20 protein-coding genes are annotated in these 18,944 nt (G+C 38.8%); 8 read left to right on the top strand and 12 right to left on the bottom strand.

The window, feature by feature from the left end; all coding sequences use genetic code 11:
- Nucleotides 1-145 precede the first annotated feature (145 nt).
- A complete protein-coding gene (gene gyrA, locus KZ793_RS00095; RefSeq protein ID WP_225812399.1) occupies nt 146-2,782 on the bottom strand; it encodes a DNA topoisomerase (ATP-hydrolyzing) subunit A in 2,637 nt (878 codons plus the stop codon).
- A gap of 180 nt (nt 2,783-2,962) precedes the next feature.
- Here gyrA and ubiG point away from each other — a divergent pair, with 180 nt between their 5' ends.
- The 4 genes from ubiG (at nt 2,963) to yfaE (ending at nt 7,752) form a co-directional block, all read left to right on the top strand.
- Entirely contained in the window at nt 2,963-3,685 is a 723-nt protein-coding gene (gene ubiG / locus KZ793_RS00090; protein ID WP_225812398.1) for a bifunctional 2-polyprenyl-6-hydroxyphenol methylase/3-demethylubiquinol 3-O-methyltransferase UbiG, read from the top strand.
- Between the two features lie 366 nt (nt 3,686-4,051).
- The gene (nrdA, locus tag KZ793_RS00085; protein ID WP_225812395.1) at nt 4,052-6,343 is read left to right on the top strand and encodes a class 1a ribonucleoside-diphosphate reductase subunit alpha; all 2,292 of its coding nucleotides are present in this window, start codon (nt 4,052-4,054) and stop codon (nt 6,341-6,343) included.
- Between the two features lie 12 nt (nt 6,344-6,355).
- Entirely contained in the window at nt 6,356-7,486 is a 1,131-nt protein-coding gene (nrdB, locus tag KZ793_RS00080) for a class Ia ribonucleoside-diphosphate reductase subunit beta (RefSeq protein ID WP_225812393.1), read from the top strand.
- Nucleotides 7,486-7,752: a class I ribonucleotide reductase maintenance protein YfaE gene (gene yfaE / locus KZ793_RS00075; RefSeq protein ID WP_225812391.1), complete on the top strand. Its 267-nt coding sequence runs from the start codon at nt 7,486-7,488 to the stop codon at nt 7,750-7,752. Before nrdB ends, yfaE begins: the two co-directional genes overlap by 1 nt.
- Before the next feature lie 127 nt (nt 7,753-7,879).
- Here yfaE and KZ793_RS00070 read toward each other — a convergent pair whose 3' ends face one another.
- Entirely contained in the window at nt 7,880-8,113 is a 234-nt protein-coding gene (locus KZ793_RS00070) for a FitA-like ribbon-helix-helix domain-containing protein (RefSeq protein WP_225812389.1), read from the bottom strand.
- 933 nt (nt 8,114-9,046) lie between these two features.
- On the opposite strand from KZ793_RS00070, the gene KZ793_RS22475 reads away from it, so the two are divergent.
- The 4 genes from KZ793_RS22475 (at nt 9,047) to KZ793_RS00055 (ending at nt 12,479) form a co-directional block, all read left to right on the top strand.
- On the top strand, nt 9,047-9,172 hold the full coding sequence (locus tag KZ793_RS22475) for a hypothetical protein (RefSeq protein ID WP_255619106.1): 126 nt from the start codon (nt 9,047-9,049) through the stop codon (nt 9,170-9,172).
- Between the two features lie 410 nt (nt 9,173-9,582).
- On the top strand, nt 9,583-10,596 hold the full coding sequence (locus KZ793_RS00065) for a PseG/SpsG family protein (RefSeq protein ID WP_225812387.1): 1,014 nt from the start codon (nt 9,583-9,585) through the stop codon (nt 10,594-10,596).
- 37 nt (nt 10,597-10,633) lie between these two features.
- Nucleotides 10,634-11,482, top strand: coding sequence for a phytanoyl-CoA dioxygenase family protein (locus tag KZ793_RS00060; RefSeq protein WP_225812385.1), 849 nt, complete (start codon nt 10,634-10,636; stop codon nt 11,480-11,482).
- Between the two features lies 1 nt (nt 11,483).
- Complete coding sequence (locus KZ793_RS00055) at nt 11,484-12,479, top strand: Gfo/Idh/MocA family protein (RefSeq protein ID WP_225812383.1); 996 nt, start codon at nt 11,484-11,486, stop codon at nt 12,477-12,479.
- 425 nt (nt 12,480-12,904) lie between these two features.
- Here KZ793_RS00055 and KZ793_RS00050 read toward each other — a convergent pair whose 3' ends face one another.
- From KZ793_RS00050 to KZ793_RS00005, 10 genes are all read right to left on the bottom strand, one after another.
- A complete protein-coding gene (locus tag KZ793_RS00050; protein ID WP_225812381.1) occupies nt 12,905-13,438 on the bottom strand; it encodes a hypothetical protein in 534 nt (177 codons plus the stop codon).
- 156 nt (nt 13,439-13,594) lie between these two features.
- On the bottom strand, nt 13,595-13,921 hold the full coding sequence (locus KZ793_RS00045) for a zinc ABC transporter substrate-binding protein (RefSeq protein WP_225812379.1): 327 nt from the start codon (nt 13,919-13,921) through the stop codon (nt 13,595-13,597).
- 257 nt (nt 13,922-14,178) lie between these two features.
- Nucleotides 14,179-14,529, bottom strand: coding sequence for a nuclear transport factor 2 family protein (locus KZ793_RS00040; protein WP_225812377.1), 351 nt, complete (start codon nt 14,527-14,529; stop codon nt 14,179-14,181).
- Nucleotides 14,530-14,693: 164 nt separating this feature from the next.
- Complete coding sequence (locus tag KZ793_RS00035; protein ID WP_225812375.1) at nt 14,694-14,885, bottom strand: contact-dependent growth inhibition system immunity protein; 192 nt, start codon at nt 14,883-14,885, stop codon at nt 14,694-14,696.
- A 159-nt stretch (nt 14,886-15,044) separates the two neighbouring features.
- Nucleotides 15,045-15,551, bottom strand: a complete 507-nt coding sequence (locus KZ793_RS00030; protein WP_225812373.1) for a contact-dependent growth inhibition system immunity protein — start codon at nt 15,549-15,551, stop codon at nt 15,045-15,047.
- A 158-nt stretch (nt 15,552-15,709) separates the two neighbouring features.
- Nucleotides 15,710-16,216, bottom strand: coding sequence for a contact-dependent growth inhibition system immunity protein (locus tag KZ793_RS00025; RefSeq protein WP_225812371.1), 507 nt, complete (start codon nt 16,214-16,216; stop codon nt 15,710-15,712).
- Between the two features lie 158 nt (nt 16,217-16,374).
- Nucleotides 16,375-16,881, bottom strand: a complete 507-nt coding sequence (locus KZ793_RS00020; RefSeq protein WP_225812370.1) for a contact-dependent growth inhibition system immunity protein — start codon at nt 16,879-16,881, stop codon at nt 16,375-16,377.
- 163 nt (nt 16,882-17,044) lie between these two features.
- The gene (locus KZ793_RS00015) at nt 17,045-17,551 is read right to left on the bottom strand and encodes a contact-dependent growth inhibition system immunity protein (protein ID WP_225812368.1); all 507 of its coding nucleotides are present in this window, start codon (nt 17,549-17,551) and stop codon (nt 17,045-17,047) included.
- Between the two features lie 158 nt (nt 17,552-17,709).
- On the bottom strand, nt 17,710-18,216 hold the full coding sequence (locus tag KZ793_RS00010; protein ID WP_225812366.1) for a contact-dependent growth inhibition system immunity protein: 507 nt from the start codon (nt 18,214-18,216) through the stop codon (nt 17,710-17,712).
- A partial coding sequence (locus KZ793_RS00005; RefSeq protein ID WP_450091396.1) for an endonuclease toxin domain-containing protein occupies nt 18,216-18,944 on the bottom strand: 729 nt, incomplete at its 5' end. The genes KZ793_RS00005 and KZ793_RS00010, both read right to left, overlap by 1 nt.

Here is an 18,944-nt window from a genome sequence, read left to right as displayed (position 1 = left end):
AACCAACATCATTAATAACAAGATATACCAGAGTTTAAAGATTACAAAACCCCATCAATCGCATATTTCGATACTAATAAAAATCCCTTTAAAAAAACAGGCACCGAAGTACCTGTTTCTTAATTAAGTGAAAAAATATCTTCACTTAAACCGGATCAACTGACTCGCTGCTGTTAGCATCTGGTAAATCGGTGCTATCACTTTTCAATTCTTCCCCTTCTGCTACCAGCCCATCTTCATCATCTTCATCATCTTCGGGTTCAGCAACCCGCTGTAAGCCGACAACTTTCTCATCTTCAGCGGTACGAATAAGGGTTACGCCTTGAGTATTCCGGCCAACAACGCTGACTTCCGACACTCTTGTACGTACTAATGTGCCAGCATCAGTAATCATCATTATTTGATCGGTTGGTTCAACCTGAATTGCCCCGATCACGTTACCATTACGCTCACTGACTTTAATCGAGATAACCCCCTGCGTTGCACGGGATTTGATCGGATATTCGCTTTCAGCGGTACGTTTACCATAACCGTTTTCAGTGACAGTCAGAATTTCTCCTTCTCCACGCGGGATAATCAGAGAAACAACTTTATCTTCACCATTTAGTTTGATACCACGTACACCGGTAGCGGTACGCCCCATTGAACGAACCGCTTCCTCTTCAAAACGAACAACCTTCCCTTCCGCGGAGAACAACATAACTTCGTTACTACCGTCAGTCAGGTCAACGCCGATCAGTTCATCACCTTCATTGAGATTAACGGCGAGAATACCAGCACTGCGCGGGCGGCTGAAATCTTGCAACGCGGTCTTCTTCACTGTCCCACTGGCCGTAGCCATAAAGACATACAATCCTTCTTCATATTCACGCACCGGCAGAATAGCCGTAATTCGCTCATCTTGTTCCAGCGGCAAAAGGTTCACAATCGGACGACCGCGGGCACCACGGCTGGCCTCAGGTAATTGATAAACCTTCATCCAGTACAAGCGGCCACGGCTGGAGAAGCAAAGGATCGTATCGTGAGTATTCGCCACCAGCAGCCTTTCAATGAAATCTTCTTGTTTGATACGTGCTGCGGATTTACCTTTACCCCCACGGCGTTGCGCTTCATAGTCAGATAATGGCTGATATTTGACATACCCCTGATGTGACAAGGTGACAACAACATCTTCCTGATTAATCAAATCTTCAATATTGATATCAGCCGTATTTTCCGTGATTTCAGTACGGCGGGCATCACTATATTGCGCCTTAATCGCCAACAACTCTTCACGGATCACTTCCATCAAGCGCTCAGGATTTTCCAGAATGAACAGCAATTCGCCAATTAATGTCAGCAACTCACGATATTCATCCAGCAGTTTTTCATGCTCCAGGCCGGTCAGTTTCTGCAAACGCAGATCCAGAATGGCCTGAGCCTGCTGTTCAGTCAGATAATATTTACCCTCATGCACACCATATTGTGGTTCCAGCCATTCAGGGCGGGCAGCATCATCACCGGCACGTTCTAGCATGGCGGCAACACTACCTAATTCCCACGGCTGAGCAACTAATGCGGCTTTTGCCTCGGCTGGCGTCGGTGCAAAACGGATAAGTTCGATAATAGGATCGATATTCACCAGTGCCACAGCCAATGCTTCAAGAATATGGGCACGTTCACGGGCTTTACGTAATTCAAAGACGGTACGACGAGTAACCACTTCACGGCGGTGGCAGACGAAGGCCGAAATAATATCTTTCAGACTCAGTAGCTTAGGCTGACCTTGATGCAGGGCCACCATGTTGATACCAAAAGAAACCTGGAGTTGAGTCAAGGAATAGAGGTTATTCAGAACCACTTCCCCCACCGCATCCCGTTTCACTTCAATCACGATCCGCATGCCGTCTTTATCAGATTCGTCACGAAGGGCACTAACCCCTTCGATGCGTTTCTCTTTCACCAATTCGGCAATTTTTTCAATCAGACGGGCTTTATTGACCTGATAAGGAATTTCGTGCACTAAAATAGTTTCACGGCCATTCTTCTCATCCACTTCAATTTCCGCACGGGCACGGATATAAATTTTACCGCGACCAGTCCGATAAGCCTCCTGAATACCGCGACGACCATTAATAATCGCGGCAGTCGGGAAATCCGGGCCAGGAATATACTGCATCAGCCCTTCAATGCTGATGTTTTCATCTTCAATATAAGCCAGACAACCATCAATAACTTCGGATAAGTTATGAGGAGGAATGTTAGTTGCCATACCCACTGCGATACCGGAAGAACCGTTGATCAGCAGGTTTGGTACTTTCGTTGGCATCACTTCCGGGATCTGCTCTGTACCATCATAGTTCGGCACAAAATCGACAGTCTCTTTTTCCAGATCCGCTAGCAGTTCATGGGCAACTTTCGCCATACGCACTTCGGTGTAACGCATAGCGGCGGCTGAGTCACCATCAACTGACCCAAAGTTACCCTGACCATCAACCAACATATAGCGCAGGGAAAATGGCTGAGCCATACGAACAATCGTGTCGTAGACTGCACTATCCCCATGTGGGTGGTATTTACCGATGACGTCCCCGACAACACGGGCAGACTTTTTGTAGGATTTATTCCAATCATTTCCCAGTACACTCATGGCATAAAGTACGCGACGGTGTACCGGCTTGAGTCCGTCTCGAACATCTGGTAGTGCGCGCCCGACAATAACAGACATCGCATAATCCAAATACGAGCTTTTCAGCTCTTCTTCGATATTGACCGGGGTGATTTCTCTGGCAATGTCGCTCATGGAGCCCACTATCCCTCATACATTCCGAATTCAAAGGCTTAGAACTATACCACAAACCAACCGTTTTATAAAAATCAGATACAGGCAATCAAAAATTAAGCCGTGTATACTATGGTGTATACTACGGCTGAACGGAGTGAATCCGCCTGCTAAAGCAAGTTTAAGGAGCGACAACCGCTGATGAACATCAAAACCCCTTCCACCCCAAACAATGTTGATCAACAGGAAATAGAGAAATTTGAAGCGATTGCATCTCGCTGGTGGGATTTGGAAGGTGAATTTCAGCCACTGCACCGGATTAATCCACTGCGTCTAAATTATATTTTGCAACGTTCTGGCGGCATTTTCGGTAAAAAAGTCTTGGATGTGGGCTGTGGTGGCGGTATTTTGTCAGAAAGTATGGCCCGTGAAGGGGCAGAAGTGACCGGACTGGATATGGGTACGGAACCCCTTCAGGTTGCCAGACTGCACGCCCTTGAAACAGGTGTCCCCGTGACTTATGTACAGGAAACAGTAGAAAGCCACGCCGAAAAATATCCACAAGCTTATGATATCGTCACCTGTATGGAAATGCTGGAACATGTCCCAGATCCACAATCGGTCGTTCATGCTTGTGCTCAGTTAGTGAAACCCGGCGGACACGTCTTTTTTTCTACCATTAACCGCAACAAAAAAGCTTGGCTTATGGCAGTAATCGGCGCGGAATACATTCTGAAAATGGTACCGAAGGGAACCCATGATGCGAAGAAATTTATCCGACCATCAGAGTTGATAGACTGGATTGACAGAACATCCCTGCGAGAAAAGCATATTATTGGCCTGCATTACAACCCGTTAACAGATAAATTTAGCCTTGGTCACAATGTAGACGTCAATTATATGTTACACACCCAGAATGTCTGACATATTCATCTGACAGATTAATAAATCGGCAAATAAACCCTATTTTCAGGAATTTTTTTATTCATTTTTGCCGGTGTTTCTGTCAGAGCAACCGCTAGTAATGATGCAGGATTCCGGCTTTTTAATAAATTTAGTCCTCAAGTTATCCACAAGAATCCGTATTTTTGTACACTTGATAAAAGCTGTTTTTAACATTATCTTGTTGTCATTATTTAGTGTACCCCCTACATATTGTGTTCCTTAACATTCCATTACCACTACTCTCTCGTGGGTTTTTTCGCCACTGAGAGGGTTATGTTTTGGTCTGGGTAAAGACACAAAGCAGGTGGGAGCGAATTTGAAAGTAAATGTAAGGTATGCCTGTCCATGAACCATAGTCTGCTAGTAACAAAGCGTGATGGCCACAAAGAACGAATTGACCTTGATAAAATCCACCGGGTTGTTAACTGGGCAGCCGATGGACTGAAAAATGTCTCGGTATCACAAGTAGAACTGCGTTCTCAAATCCAATTTTACGATGGCATCAAAACCTCAGATATTCATGAGACGATGATCAAAGCGGCCGCTGATCTTATCTCCGGTGATGCACCTGACTATCAGTATCTGGCCGCCCGCTTGGCAATTTTCAACCTGCGTAAAAAAGCTTACGGTCAATTCGAGCCACCCGCACTCTATGACCATGTATCCCGTATGGTGAAAATGGGCAAATATGACAAGCATTTACTTGCAGACTACTCGAAAGAAGAATTCGAGCAAATGAACGAGTTTATCGACCATTGGCGTGATATGAATTTTTCTTACGCGGCGGTTAAACAGCTTGAAGGTAAATATCTGGTTCAGAATCGGGTTACCGGTGAAATTTATGAAAGCGCCCAATTCCTTTATCTTCTGGTCGCGGCTTGCCTGTTCTCCGGTTATCCGAAAGAGACACGGCTGGGCTATATTCGCCGTTTTTACGACGCGGTTTCCACATTTAAGATTTCTCTGCCTACCCCGATCATGGCAGGTGTACGCACCCCGACGCGTCAGTTCAGCTCCTGCGTATTGATTGAATGTGATGATAGCCTGGATTCCATTAATGCAACTTCCAGCGCGATTGTGAAATATGTTTCTCAACGTGCGGGTATTGGTATCAATGCAGGCCGTATTCGTGCACTGGGAAGCCCAATCCGTAATGGTGAAGCCTTCCATACCGGCTGTATTCCTTTTTATAAACATTTCCAGACTGCGGTCAAATCCTGCTCTCAGGGGGGCGTTCGTGGCGGGGCCGCTACACTGTTCTATCCATTATGGCATCTGGAAGTTGAAAGCCTGCTGGTACTGAAAAACAACCGTGGCGTTGAAGGAAACCGCGTTCGTCACATGGACTATGGCGTACAACTTAACAAGCTGATGTATGAGCGCCTGATCAAAGGTGAAGAGATTACCCTGTTCAGTCCATCGGATGTTCCAGGGCTATATGATGCCTTCTTTGCCGATCAGGATGAATTTGAGCGCTTGTACACCAAATATGAGCAGGACAGCAATATCCGTCAGCAACGTCTGAAAGCCGTTGAGCTCTTCTCCCTAATGATGCAAGAGCGTGCTTCTACCGGCCGTATCTATATTCAGAACGTCGATCACTGCAACACCCACAGCCCATTTGATCCTTTCGTCGCTCCGGTGCGCCAGTCAAACTTGTGTTTGGAAATTGCACTGCCAACCAAACCATTGAATGATATCAATGATAAAAATGGTGAAATCGCGCTGTGTACCTTATCCGCATTCAACTTGGGGGCAATTGAAAATCTTGATGATCTGGAAGAACTGGCTATTCTGGCAGTCCGTGCCCTTGATGCCCTGCTCGATTATCAGGACTACCCTATCCTTGCCGCCAAACAAGGGGCAATGGGTCGCCGTACATTAGGCATTGGTGTCATCAACTATGCTTACTATCTGGCGAAACACGGTGTACGTTACTCAGATGGCAGCGCTAACAACCTGACTCACAAAACATTTGAAGCAATCCAGTATTACCTGTTGAAAGCCTCTAATGAACTGGCGAAAGAACAAGGCGCTTGCCCGTGGTTTAAAGAAACCACCTATTCTAAAGGTATCCTACCTATCGATACCTATAAAAAAGCGCTGGACACATTGACCAATGAACCGCTGCACTATGACTGGGAAGCATTGCGCAACGATATCAAACAATATGGTCTGCGCAATTCAACATTATCTTCTTTGATGCCGTCAGAGACCTCTTCACAGATCTCTAACGCCACCAACGGCATTGAACCGCCTCGTGGTTACATCAGCATCAAAGCATCAAAAGATGGCATTTTGCGCCAGGTTGTACCGGAATATGAGCGTCTGAAAAGCGCTTACGAACTCTTGTGGCAAATGCCGGGTAATGATGGCTACTTGCAGTTGGTTGGTATCATGCAGAAATTTATCGACCAGTCGATCTCTGCCAATACCAACTATGATCCGACACATTTCCCGAGTGGAAAAGTGCCGATGAATCAGCTGCTGAAAGATTTGCTGCTCGCCTACAAATATGGTGTGAAGACACTGTATTACCATAATACACGTGATGGTGCGGAAGACATTCAGGGTGACCTGGAAGAAGTCGTGGAATCGGCTGATTCCGATTGTGAAGGCGGCGCGTGTAAGATTTAATTTGAGGAAGTTATGGCCTATACCACCTTTTCGCAGGTAAAAAACGACCAGTTACAGGAACCGATGTTCTTTGGTCAGCCGGTAAACGTAGCTCGTTATGACCAGCAAAAGTATCCAATTTTCGAGAAATTGATCGAAAAACAGCTCTCCTTCTTCTGGCGCCCGGAAGAAGTTGACGTGTCTCGTGACCGTATTGACTATAATGCGTTGCCGGATCATGAAAAGCATATTTTCATCAGTAACCTGAAATACCAAACGCTGCTGGACTCTATTCAGGGTCGCAGCCCGAACGTGGCGTTTCTGCCCTTGATCTCCATTCCTGAGCTGGAGACCTGGGTTGAAACCTGGTCTTTTTCCGAGACGATTCACTCACGTTCTTATACGCACATCATCCGTAATATCGTTAACGATCCGGCGGTTGTGTTTGATGATATTGTCACCAATGAAGAGATTCTGAAACGGGCGAAAGATATTTCCGCTTATTACGATGATCTGATTGAGATGACTAATCATTACCAGCTATTTGGTGAAGGAACACATCAGATTGCCGGTAAAACCATTACTGTCAGTCTGCGTGAACTGAAAAAGCAACTGTATCTGTGCCTGATGAGCGTTAACGCGCTGGAAGCGATCCGTTTCTACGTCAGTTTTGCCTGTTCATTTGCCTTCGCTGAACGTGAATTGATGGAAGGTAATGCCAAAATCATCAAACTGATCGCCCGTGACGAAGCACTGCATCTGACAGGCACTCAGCATATGCTGAATCTGTTGCGCTCTGGTCAGGATGACCCGGAAATGGCTGAAATCGCCAAAGAGTGTGAGCAACAGTGCTATGACCTGTTTGTTCAAGCGGCGGAACAAGAAAAAGAGTGGGCGGATTACCTGTTCAAAGAAGGTTCCATGATTGGCTTGAACAAAGACATTCTGTGCCAATATGTTGAATACATCACCAATATCCGCATGCAGGCTGTTGGGCTGAAACTGCCATTTGAAACACGTTCTAACCCGATTCCGTGGATTAACGCCTGGCTGGTGTCTGATAATGTTCAAGTCGCGCCGCAAGAAGTTGAAGTCAGTTCCTATCTGGTTGGTCAGATTGATGCTGAAGTTAACCCTGACGACCTGAGTGATTTTGAACTCTGATGACAAGCTATAAAGTAACCCTGCATGGTATGCAGGGTTATCATATCTACAGCTCTCCCGAACTGCATAACAGTCTGTTAGAAGCACTGGAACAAGGTAGAGTTCAAGCTGAATACCAGTGCCGTGAAGGTTATTGCGGTTCCTGCCGTGTCAGACTGATAAAAGGCAAAGTTGGTTATCGACACAAACCTCTGGCTTTTGTTAATGAAGGCGAGATTTTACCCTGCTGCTGTCATCCACTTAGTGATATTGAGATTGAGCTTTAATAATTAAAATTGGTCTTCATGGTGGGCAGACAATAATGATTATTTGCTCATTATTACACATACCAAGAATGTAAACCGTGGCCACTGAGCCGCAGCGGCTCGGAAACCACGTTCGTATCTAGCAGGATCATTCAAAACTCATCGGCTCGGCAGGTGTCTTATCATGCTCGATCTCGACGCCCCGCGCCTCGCGGCCAATTTCTGCCAGCAAAGAGCCCAACTTAATGCGCCCCGCCAGTTGTACGGCATTTTCCAGAATAAACCGGATTTCGGCCTCAGCACTGCGGCCGTACGTAGCTGCGCGTACCTGCAAGGAGCGATGCACTTCGTCCGGTACATTTCTGACAGTAATGGATGGCATAGACTCATTTCCTCATTTAGCATGCATTGCAAACAATATGTATTATTGCAACCAAGACTACAAGCATGTGGGATAGAAAGAGAGTTAATTGCATTCAATAAAGTCCATTAACCATTAGTAAAGAGTTGAAAAGAAATCAGCACGCAAAAAAATATTATCCGAATAACAGAGATTTAAGCGTTTTCTTGCCATTATTTTACGAAACAAATCATAAAAAATAATGCAATAAAAAAATGGATAAAACGGTTAATGTGGTAGGGTTTAAGTCTTGAAAAAAGCTTAATATATAGAATTTTGCATCGAACTCTAGAGGCGATAATGTTGAAATAATTGGTACTAAAGGAAAAATATCTTTCTCTACATTTGGACATTCGGCCATTTCATATTATGACGAAAATAATACATTACACCAATTTAATATTGACAATCCAAAACATATAGAAATGCCATTGATTAATACTATCATTAATGAATTGCAAGGAAAGGGATTTTGCCCACAACAGGAGAATCAGGCTCACGAACCAGTTGGGTAATAGATCAAGTATTAAAAGACTATAGAATGAAGAATTATTGACAATATAAAAATGAATAAATCGGTTTTTATGGGAAAATAAAAACCAAATATATATGAGATCATTAAAAATATCGGAAGTTAATAAATGATCTTAAATCCTCTATTAACTTATTTTTAATTAGTTTGAGAGAAATTCCATTTAGTTATAATTTCATCCCCGATATTATCGGTAAGCTATATAATTCATGAGAGGTATTCAAACTGGAAACTAATAATGAATGAATCTGCTATTACTACCTAATTCCCTATCAAACAGATTCCTGATAAATAAAATTACTATACTTATTAAACTGGTCTAAATTAACATTTCCAAAGAATTTAATTAAAATTAAATCAAGTGTTTAATTATGGGAGGCAACATGAGCACTGTGACAAGAATCAGTATTACAGATCTTCCCGAAAGTCTGAAAACAGCGGTCAGAGAAGGTCAAACTGTTGTTATTAAAAAAGTAGCAAAGAAATCGGGAGTGATACAGCTCAGGTAAGAGCAGTGTCTAAACATCCTAAAATTACTCATCTTTATACCTGAGAAAAGAGCAATCGGTATTCTAGGCAAATCCTCAAAGAAACTCAGACAAATTGGTGCATTAGTGAACAAAATATCAGTACTGACAGAAGAAGAGTTTTCCAAATATAGTCACAAAACCCTCGCCATATTTGGAGTAAAAACAGGTAAATTAGATTTATAAAACACCTCCACAATAAAAATAATCTAAAAATGAGAATTTAGCAGGAGATATGTAAACATATAGTAACCAAAAATAGTTATTTTTAAATAAAAACATTGTACTTAACAAAAAATCAATTTACGCTTTATCCCCGTTCACCATAATATTTTATTATAAACTAATTGATGATCATAATCCCCTAATTATCTGAACAATCAAAATATAAAATGAGAGAAAAAATACTATTTATAGTTGCCGGCTATCCTGGAATCGGAATGGGACATGCTTTTAGAGTGGCTGATTTAAGCAAGAGTTTAAAGAATAACGATGTATATGTTTTATGTACTCATGAAAGTATAAATGCTTTCAATTACTTAAAATCTTTAGATATAAAACTCATTCTACAAAATAAGAATATACCCATTCACAAATATGTCAAAAAAATAAATCCAAACTTAGTGATAAATGACACGTTAGACACTGATGAAAGTTATATTAGCACCATAAAAACTTTAGGTAAAAAAATCATTACATTTGAAGATACAGGAAGTGGCGTAAGAAAAACAGATCTTACTATAAATGCTATTTATTCTTCAGGAATATATTCTCACGTCCTTTATGGACATAATTATATTGATCTACGAGACGAATTTATTTCATCAAATAGAATAAAAATAAATAACAAGGTAAAATCTATATTATTATCTTTTGGTGGTGAAGATCCAAACAACCTAACTTTACGATTTTTAAAGTTATTATTTACATGTAATTTCCTCCAGGATATTATAGTAAAAGTTATTACAGGTCCAGCTTATCCTTTTACTCAGGAATTAAATTCTTTCTTAAGCTCTGTAAATTATCAAAATATTCAATGGATAGATAATATTAAGACAGGTATGTCTCAACATATGTTAGCTTCTGACATTGCAATCAGCTCTAATGGAAGAACAATATATGAACTAGCCGCATTAGGTGTTCCATCTATATCAATTTCTGCAAATAAACGAGAAAATTTGCATGATTTCTCTAATACAGTAGGTTTTTTTAAACTAGGTTTACATAGTGATATTTCTGATGATGTTTTTATAAATTCCATTATAAAAATATTTGATTATGAAACCAGATTAAATATTCATAAAAAAACAATGTATTTAGATATAAAAACTGGGAAGGAAAGAATAATACAAAACATCATTAAGTTACTCAATGATAATACTCCAGCAAACTCTTTGACCATATAAAACAGAAAATAATCTTAACCACTTAAAGTGAGGAAATATGCTAAATAAAGATGAATTATTACAATTTAATAAAGACGGATATATTATTAAACCCATCTTATCAGAGTCTAAAATTGATTTCTACTTAAAAATAATACATGATCATATAAAACAAAATAATGATAAGATGTTTAACATTCAATTTATTCAACCAAAAATGGCAATTAAAGGAATTCAGTCAATTATTAGTCATAATAAAATTATTGAAATTTGCAATGATTTGTTAAAAGGTGGAGATATCATACTTGATGGTGCCTCATTATTCTATGCGAATAAAGGAGTTGATTACCGACAAGGCTGGCATCGGGATGTAATACAAATTCCTGATGAAGAAATTCTCGATTCATGGTATTCAGATAAACATTTCCATAATAATATTCAAATAAACATACCATTATATAAAGATGAATGTTTATGGTTTGTAAAAGGTAGTCATATTCGTAATTTTAACAATATAGAAAAAGAATTATTTTCTGGTTCCAAAAAAATAGCCCCAGTGAAATCACCCGATATTAATATTGGTAAAAAAATCATACTAAATCCAGGAGAAGCTATATTTTATAATAACTTGGCAATACATAGAGGGTATGGTGGCATATTGAAACATAATCGTGCAACAATACAATTAGGTTACCATACGAATAGATGTGAACCCACATGTCACTTCGGTGTAATGGATTATAAAAAATTCGATAAAAATTATATTAACTCACTTGATTCAGAAGTAAGAAACATGCTATATAATCATATATTGGAACGAAAAAAATGGGATAAATCAGAGTTTTACTATAATCTCCATCAAGATTTTATTAGGAAAGAATTTAATATAAACATATTGAGAAAATAAAATGCAAAAAACAATAAAATGGGGCATTATTGGTTGTGGTGATGTTACTGAAGTAAAAAGCGGCCCTGCTTTTTATAAATTAGATAACTCTGAATTAGTTGCAGTAATGCGACGCAATGCTAATTTAGCCGAGGACTTTGCCAAGAGACATAATGTGCCTAAATGGTATTCTGATGCTAATTCACTTATTAATGACAAAGACATTGATGCAGTATATATTGCAACACCACCCTCTACACATAAAGAATATACCATTTTAGCGGCTAAAGCTGGTAAAGCAATATATGTAGAAAAACCTATGGCATTAACATTTGAAGAATGTAATGAAATGATAGCGACTTGTAAATCGCAAAATGTCCCATTATTTGTTGCTTATTACAGGAGAGCATTGCCAAGATTCTTAAAGATCAAAGAATTAATTGAGTCAGGTGCTATAGGAACACCAAGAATTGTAAGTTGTATACTTTACAGAGAGATAGAGCAATGTTACCAAGATCCTCATCATTTACCTTGGGTTGTTAATCCAGAAATTTCCGGCGGTGGGTTATTTGTTGATTTAGCATGTCATACTCTGGATATATTAGATTTTCTTTTGGGAAAAATTATTTCTGTCAAAGGACATGCAAATTCACAGGGGAATGCTTATCCAGCAGAAGATTGCGTATCAATGTCATTTATGTTTGAAAACAATATCCAAGGTGTAGGTATATGGAATTTTGCATCGAATGCCAGAGGAGATAATGTTGAAATAATTGGTAATAAAGGAAAAATATCTTTTTCTACCTTTGGAAATTCAGCCATTTCATATTATGACGAAAATAATAAATTACACCAATTTAATATTGACAATCCAAAGCATATAGAAATGCCATTGATTAGTACGATAATTAATGAATTACAAGGCAAAGGCTTTTGCCCTTCAACAGGAGAATCAGGCTCACGAACCAGTTGGGTAATAGACCAAGTATTAAAAGAGTATAGAATGAATAATTATTGACAATATAAAAATGAATAAATCGGTTTTTATGGAAAAATAAAAGCCAAATATATATGAGCTCATTAAAAATATCGGAAGTTAATAAATGATCTTAAATCCTATATTAACTTTTTTTAATTAGTTTGAACGTTTTTCTATTTAGTTATAATTTCGCCTCAGATATTATCGATAGACTGTATAATTCATGAAAGGTATTCGGGTTGGACATGATAACAAATTTGCCTGTTACTTCTTGAATTTATTATCTGTAGTAACGAAAGAATCGTATATCCATCTAAGATATACCTTATGGATTTCAAGATGCATCGCGACGGCAAGGAAGCGAATCCCCGGGAGCATAGATAACTATGTGACCGGGGTGAGTGAGTGCAGCCAACAAAGAGGCAACTTGAAAGATAACGGGTATAAAACCAGCTTGACATATTCTAGCTAATAGAATTAAAGAAATTATTAATGTCTTCTTTCGATAAATCTTTTATTAGGACACTGATAATATTTTCATAATTATCCAGTCCCAACCACAAAGAATTATTACATTTGACCCAACTTGATAATTTATATTTCTCTCTTATCATCAACATAATAGCCTCCTGATAAATATCTACTTTAATCACACAATTAAATTCATCAATAAAACGATGGCTAAAATTATTACTTTCAATAAATTTCCACGGACTCATATCAACGATAGGAAAACCACATTTACTTTCATGTGATACAATAAAGTCATTATCCACATATTGGACAAAATCAGGATTTATTGCAACTAATGTAATTGCTGCTATTCTGCCATCGCTAGGTAAAATAGCAAACTCTAATAAACTTTTTTCATTATCGCCAATTCTCCAATACAAAGGGGTTTCGTTCATATTATCAACTAATTGGATATCAATAGGTATATATTCATCAGTATTGATGGTTACTTCCTGAATATTTACTAATTTTAATATTTTTATCATAATTTATCCAACTCATGTTTCAATACCGGAAAAAATAAACCGCTTTCTTATCCTAAGATATAAATTTCCATTATAGCTATTTGATATAGATAACCACAGTTATCAGTACCGAATATAATTAGAATTTTATATCAATCATAATGGCACCCTATCTACTCATGGCCCCGGCCAGATCAATTTCTCTTTTAAATTTCCAGGGATTATATCAAATAATTCCTTAATATAAAATAAGTGCTGGTTATAATTTGGTGAAATAGTATCATTACAATTATCGTAATAATATTTGGCCTGATGATTTAAGAAATAAATATCATGCTCTTGAAAGTTTTCATCAAGAATAGAATGGTAAAAATTATGGATTAATTCAGCTTCAAAATAACATGAAATATCCCTTCCTTTCAATTTTTTACTGTGAGTTTGTATATTCCTTATATAAGGTAGAGATAATGCTAACATCTTTATATATACTTCATTTTTTTTCATTTGCATACCTCATTAATATCAAGCATCATTTTTTACTAGTAATGGTTTGGAGCTTACCGGAGCATTCTTAGTTTGCGTCCACAAACCATTTTATAAAAGTTTTTCTATACACAATGAGTCACCAATTTTACGATATATTTCCTAGGCTGCTACCATACGATGATTTCCTTCCGCTATTTAATTCTCTTTTGCTTATGGCCGCTTGCTGGATTGTGTTGAATCCCTAGGCAACAGCACTGGCTCTAGCATACCCCAACCTATAATCCACACGGTGTACCTTGATGAAAAGTCAGGCGCCAATTATGTTCATTAGAAAATACCCAAATTGATGACCTCAGTGCTGCATGACCACCGTCCTGATTGTGAGTTCTGTAAAGTAAAATAACGCACATTTCTTCCACTATCGTCAGCCGGAAGTCAGAACTTACGATGCAATTAATACTATTTTCAGCTATCAGGGCGTCAATCGTTTCACTGCGGCCGACTAAGTGACCTGAGCGAGTGATTTCGAGAAAATCAGGATGAAGGATTTTCTCAAGCCATGCTCTGTCATACCGCCGGACACCGTGAAGACTACATTCCAGAGATGTTATTGTTTCAAGAAGCATATATCCTCCTGCATGGATATAGAAACTCGGATTTGCACCAAAAGGTGACATTTTAAATTTGGAATAACAAGGCATTTTTCTGGTGATTATGCTAACCGTCATGACGCATCAAAAGCACTAACCTAGTGTCAATACCTTTATATTATCCGCTACTCCCGTGGTATTCACCTCTTCTTGGATAATGCATCAAGAAGCTCCATACTTAATTGCTCGTCATTTGTATTTGGAGACAATAAATAGTGGCCTCCCTGTAGATCAAAACTGAGCATTCGATAATCAGAAAAGATCTCAGTGAGGTAAAAATCTCTATTAAATACGCATCTGGCATTTAATCCTTGTTTAAAATCTGCACTCATTATTTCACCACCGTGATTTTAGGGGTAAGTCTCATTTAATAATTATTTAGATTCTTCTGAGATAATTAGCGGACACGTAATAGTGATTACGTGCCCACCTTAATTAACTCTACAAATCAAAGCTCATGGCTAATCAGTACAAAAACCGTTGTTTTATTATCAGACATAACTTCTGCAACGTGAAAAAGCCAATCGTAATGCCGCACCCACTTCCTCAGGGGAACTGTCTGCCGGAATAATGACATAATCTGACTCGACAATACCTTTTCCTGTCCAAAGCTCAAGTTTTTCATGACCAGTAGGTCGTATTGTGATATTTCCATCCAGCAATTGTATACCACAATCTCGCATTCTTTTGAATAATTGACGTTTTGAACGATAACCATAAGTTTTGATTAATTCATCAATCCATTCTTTATATTGTTCATCATACTTCTCAGGCTCAAAGAAATCATCTATCTCTTCCAGAGGAATGAGCCTACTCTTGAATAACGCATCAAGAACTGCCATACCTAATTGCTCATCATCTATATCTGGAGATAGCAAATAGTAACTCCCTTGTGGATCAGCACTTAACATCCGATAACCGGAAAAAGTTTCAATGCAGTAAAAATCGCCATTAAACACGCATCTAGCATTTCGCCATCGTTTAAAAATTTCGTCCATTATTTCACCACTGTAATTTTCACAGTAAGACCTATTCAATAACCATTTAAGCCTTTTGAGATAATTAGCGGACACGTAATAGTGATTACATGTCCACTTTAATTAACTCTATAAGTCAAAGCTCATGACTAATCAGTACAAAAACCGTTGTTTTATTGTCAGACATAACTTCTGCAACGAGAAAAAGCCAATCGTAATGCCGCACCCACTTCCTCAGGGGAACTGTCCGCAGAAATTACGACATGATCAGATTCAGAAATACCATCTTCAGACCAGCCATCCAATTTTTCATGGCGGGATGGTCGTATCATTATTTGACCATCAAGCATGCAGATACCACAGCTTAACATTTTTTTAAATAATTGACGTTTTGAACGATAGCCATAAAATCCCATCATCTCAGTTATCCAATTTTTATACTGCTTATTACTTACATCATGATCAAAATAATCTCCGCATTCATCAAGCGAAATTATTCTGCTTTTTGATAAAGCATCAAGTACAGCCTTTCCTAATTCCTGATCAGATACAATTGGCTGTAATAAATGTTTGCTACCTAAGGGATCTGCTCTTAATAAGCCGTTACCTGAATAAGTTTTAACAGAGTAAAAATCTCCATTAAACATAGCGGTTGCATTTAACCCTTGTTTAAAATCTGCACTCATTATTTCACCACTGTAATTTTCACAGTAAGACCTATTCAATAACCATTTAAGCCTTTTGAGATAATTAGCAGACACATAATAGCTATTACGTGTCCACTTTAATTAATTCTATAAATCAAAACTCATGACTAATCAGTACAAAAGCCGTTGTTTTATTGTCAAACATAACTTCTGCAACGTGAAAAAGCCAGCCGTAATGCCGAACCAACTTCCTCAGGAGAACTGTCTGCCGGAATGATGACATAATCTGACTCGACAATACCTTGCCCTGTCCAAAGCTCAAGTTTTTCATGACCATAAGGTTTAATAGTTATGACACCATCTAATAAACAAATATTACAACTGTTCATTCTCTTAAATAACTGACGTCTTGAGCGATAGCGATGAAATCCCATCATCTCTGTAACCCACTGATCATACCGTTCTTTTCTTTTTTCATTGTCTAAAAAATCACCAAGACTCTCATAGGGAATAAATCGACTTTTAGAAAGAGCATTAAAAACTGCACCCCCTAATTTTTCATCAGAAGTATCAGGAGATAACATATGGTTACCCCCTAAAAGGTCTAAATTCAGTGAACGATAACCTGAATAACTTGTTATTGAATAAAAATCACCATTAAATACACATCTGGCATTTAATCCTTGTTTAAAATCTGCACTCATTATTTCACCACCGTAATTTTCACAGTAAGACCTATTCAATAACCACTTAAACCTTTTAAGATAATTAGCGGACACGTAATAGTAATTACGTGTCCACCTTAATTAACCCTATAAATCAAAGATCATATCATAACTAATCAGTACAAAAACTGTTGTTCTATCGTCAAACATAACTTCTACAACGTGAAAAAGCCAGCCGTAATGCTGTACCAACTTCCTCCGGAGAACTGTCAGCAGAAATTACGACATGATCAGATTCAGAAATACCATCTTCAGACCAGCCTTCCAATTTTTCATGGCGGGATGGTCGTATCACTATTTGACCATCAAGCATACAGATACCACAGCTTAACATTTTTTTAAATAATTGACGCTTTGAACGGTAAACATAAAACCCCATCATTTCGGTGATCCAGTTTTTATATTGTTCACTATTTGCATCATAATTAAAATAATCTCCATATTCATCAAGTGGAATTATCCTACTTTTTGATAAGGCATCAAGTACAGCCACTCCCAATTCTTGATCAGATACAATTGGCTGTAATAAGTCGTTACTTCCTAAGGGATCTGCTCCCAATAAACCGTTGCCTGAATAGGTTTGCACTGAATAGAAATCACCATTAAATTTAACTCGCGCATTTAACCCTTGTTTAAAATCTGCACTCATTATTTCACCACCGTAATTTTCACAGTAAGACCTATTCAATAACCATTTAAGCCTTTTGAGATAATTAGCGGACACGTAATAGTGATTACATGTCCACTTTAATTAACTCTACAAGTCAAAGCTCATGACTAATCAGTACAAAAACTGTTGTTTTATTGTCAGACATAACTTCTGCAACGTGAAAAAGCCAATCGTAATGCCGCACCCACTTCCTCAGGAGAACTGTCTGCCGGGATCACGACATAATCAGATTCAACAATGCCTTTTCCTGTCCAAAGCTCAAGTTTCTCATGACCATAAGGCATAATAGTTATGACTCCATCTAACAAACAGATATCACAGTTATTCATCTTCTTAAATAACTGACGTTTTGAGCGGTAACCATAAGATCTCACCAAATCTGTGATCCAATTTTTATACTGTTTATCATTTGCATCATGATCAAAATAATCACCACATTTATCAAATGGAATTATCCTACTTTTTGATAAAGCATCAAATACAGCATTTCCCAATTCTTGATCAGATACAACTGGTTGTAATAAATGTTTGCTTCCTAAGGGATCTACCCTTAATAAGCCGTTGCCTGAATGGGTTTGTATTGAATAAAAATCACCATTAAATTTAGCCCCGGCATTCAACCCTTGGTCAGGATGCTTATTCATTATTTCACCACTGTAATTTTAATGTTAACGTTCTTTTCTGTACCATAAGCAATTGCACGATTAATCTGAACCCATTGTTCAGGGGTTGTAGCCTTTGGTACTGCAATATGTACTTCACGCTGCGAAATGCGGCTAGCATTAACAATGCTACTTCCCTTCACCGCGCCTGTAAAATTAGCGACAACATCAATATTCCCTTTCATTGACGTATATATCTGCTTGGGGTCCTTTATCCGTGCAGCTGTACGTGTATCTATAGTTTTAACACTAACGGCTGTACGTGTTCCGATATCATAAAAATCAAAAGTCTTAAACCCTTCGGGTAACCGAGTACCCTTTGGCATCTTCGTAGCAACAAAATCCTCAAAAGGATACCCCTGTTTATAGTTACCTTCTCCCCACGTCATTTGGGTTTTGCTACCATCTTTTTCTACCCGATATACATACCGTATGTCTACTGTTGGGTGCGGATCTTTTGAGATGACTTTCGACAATTTAGAAGTGGCAGATGTAGACCCTTTGACCGCGCCAAGGCCACCGGCTGCCATACTGGCTATTCCAGTAACCAGTTTTCCTATCTCCAGACCCGCATTATAGGCCCCTTCCAGACCCGCTTTTTCATATTCGGCTTTGACAATATCAAGCTGCTTAAGATAGCTATCCTTTGTTGCCTGCCAGATAAAACCGGGCATATCCTCCTGAATCAACAGTGTTCTAAGCGATTCAAT

It is taken from the genome of Photorhabdus antumapuensis (assembly GCF_020387775.1).
GTDB classification, from domain to species: Bacteria; Pseudomonadota; Gammaproteobacteria; order Enterobacterales; family Enterobacteriaceae; genus Photorhabdus; species Photorhabdus antumapuensis.
Note: the sequence above shows the minus strand (reverse complement) of the source record. Positions and strands in the feature narration are given on the sequence as shown.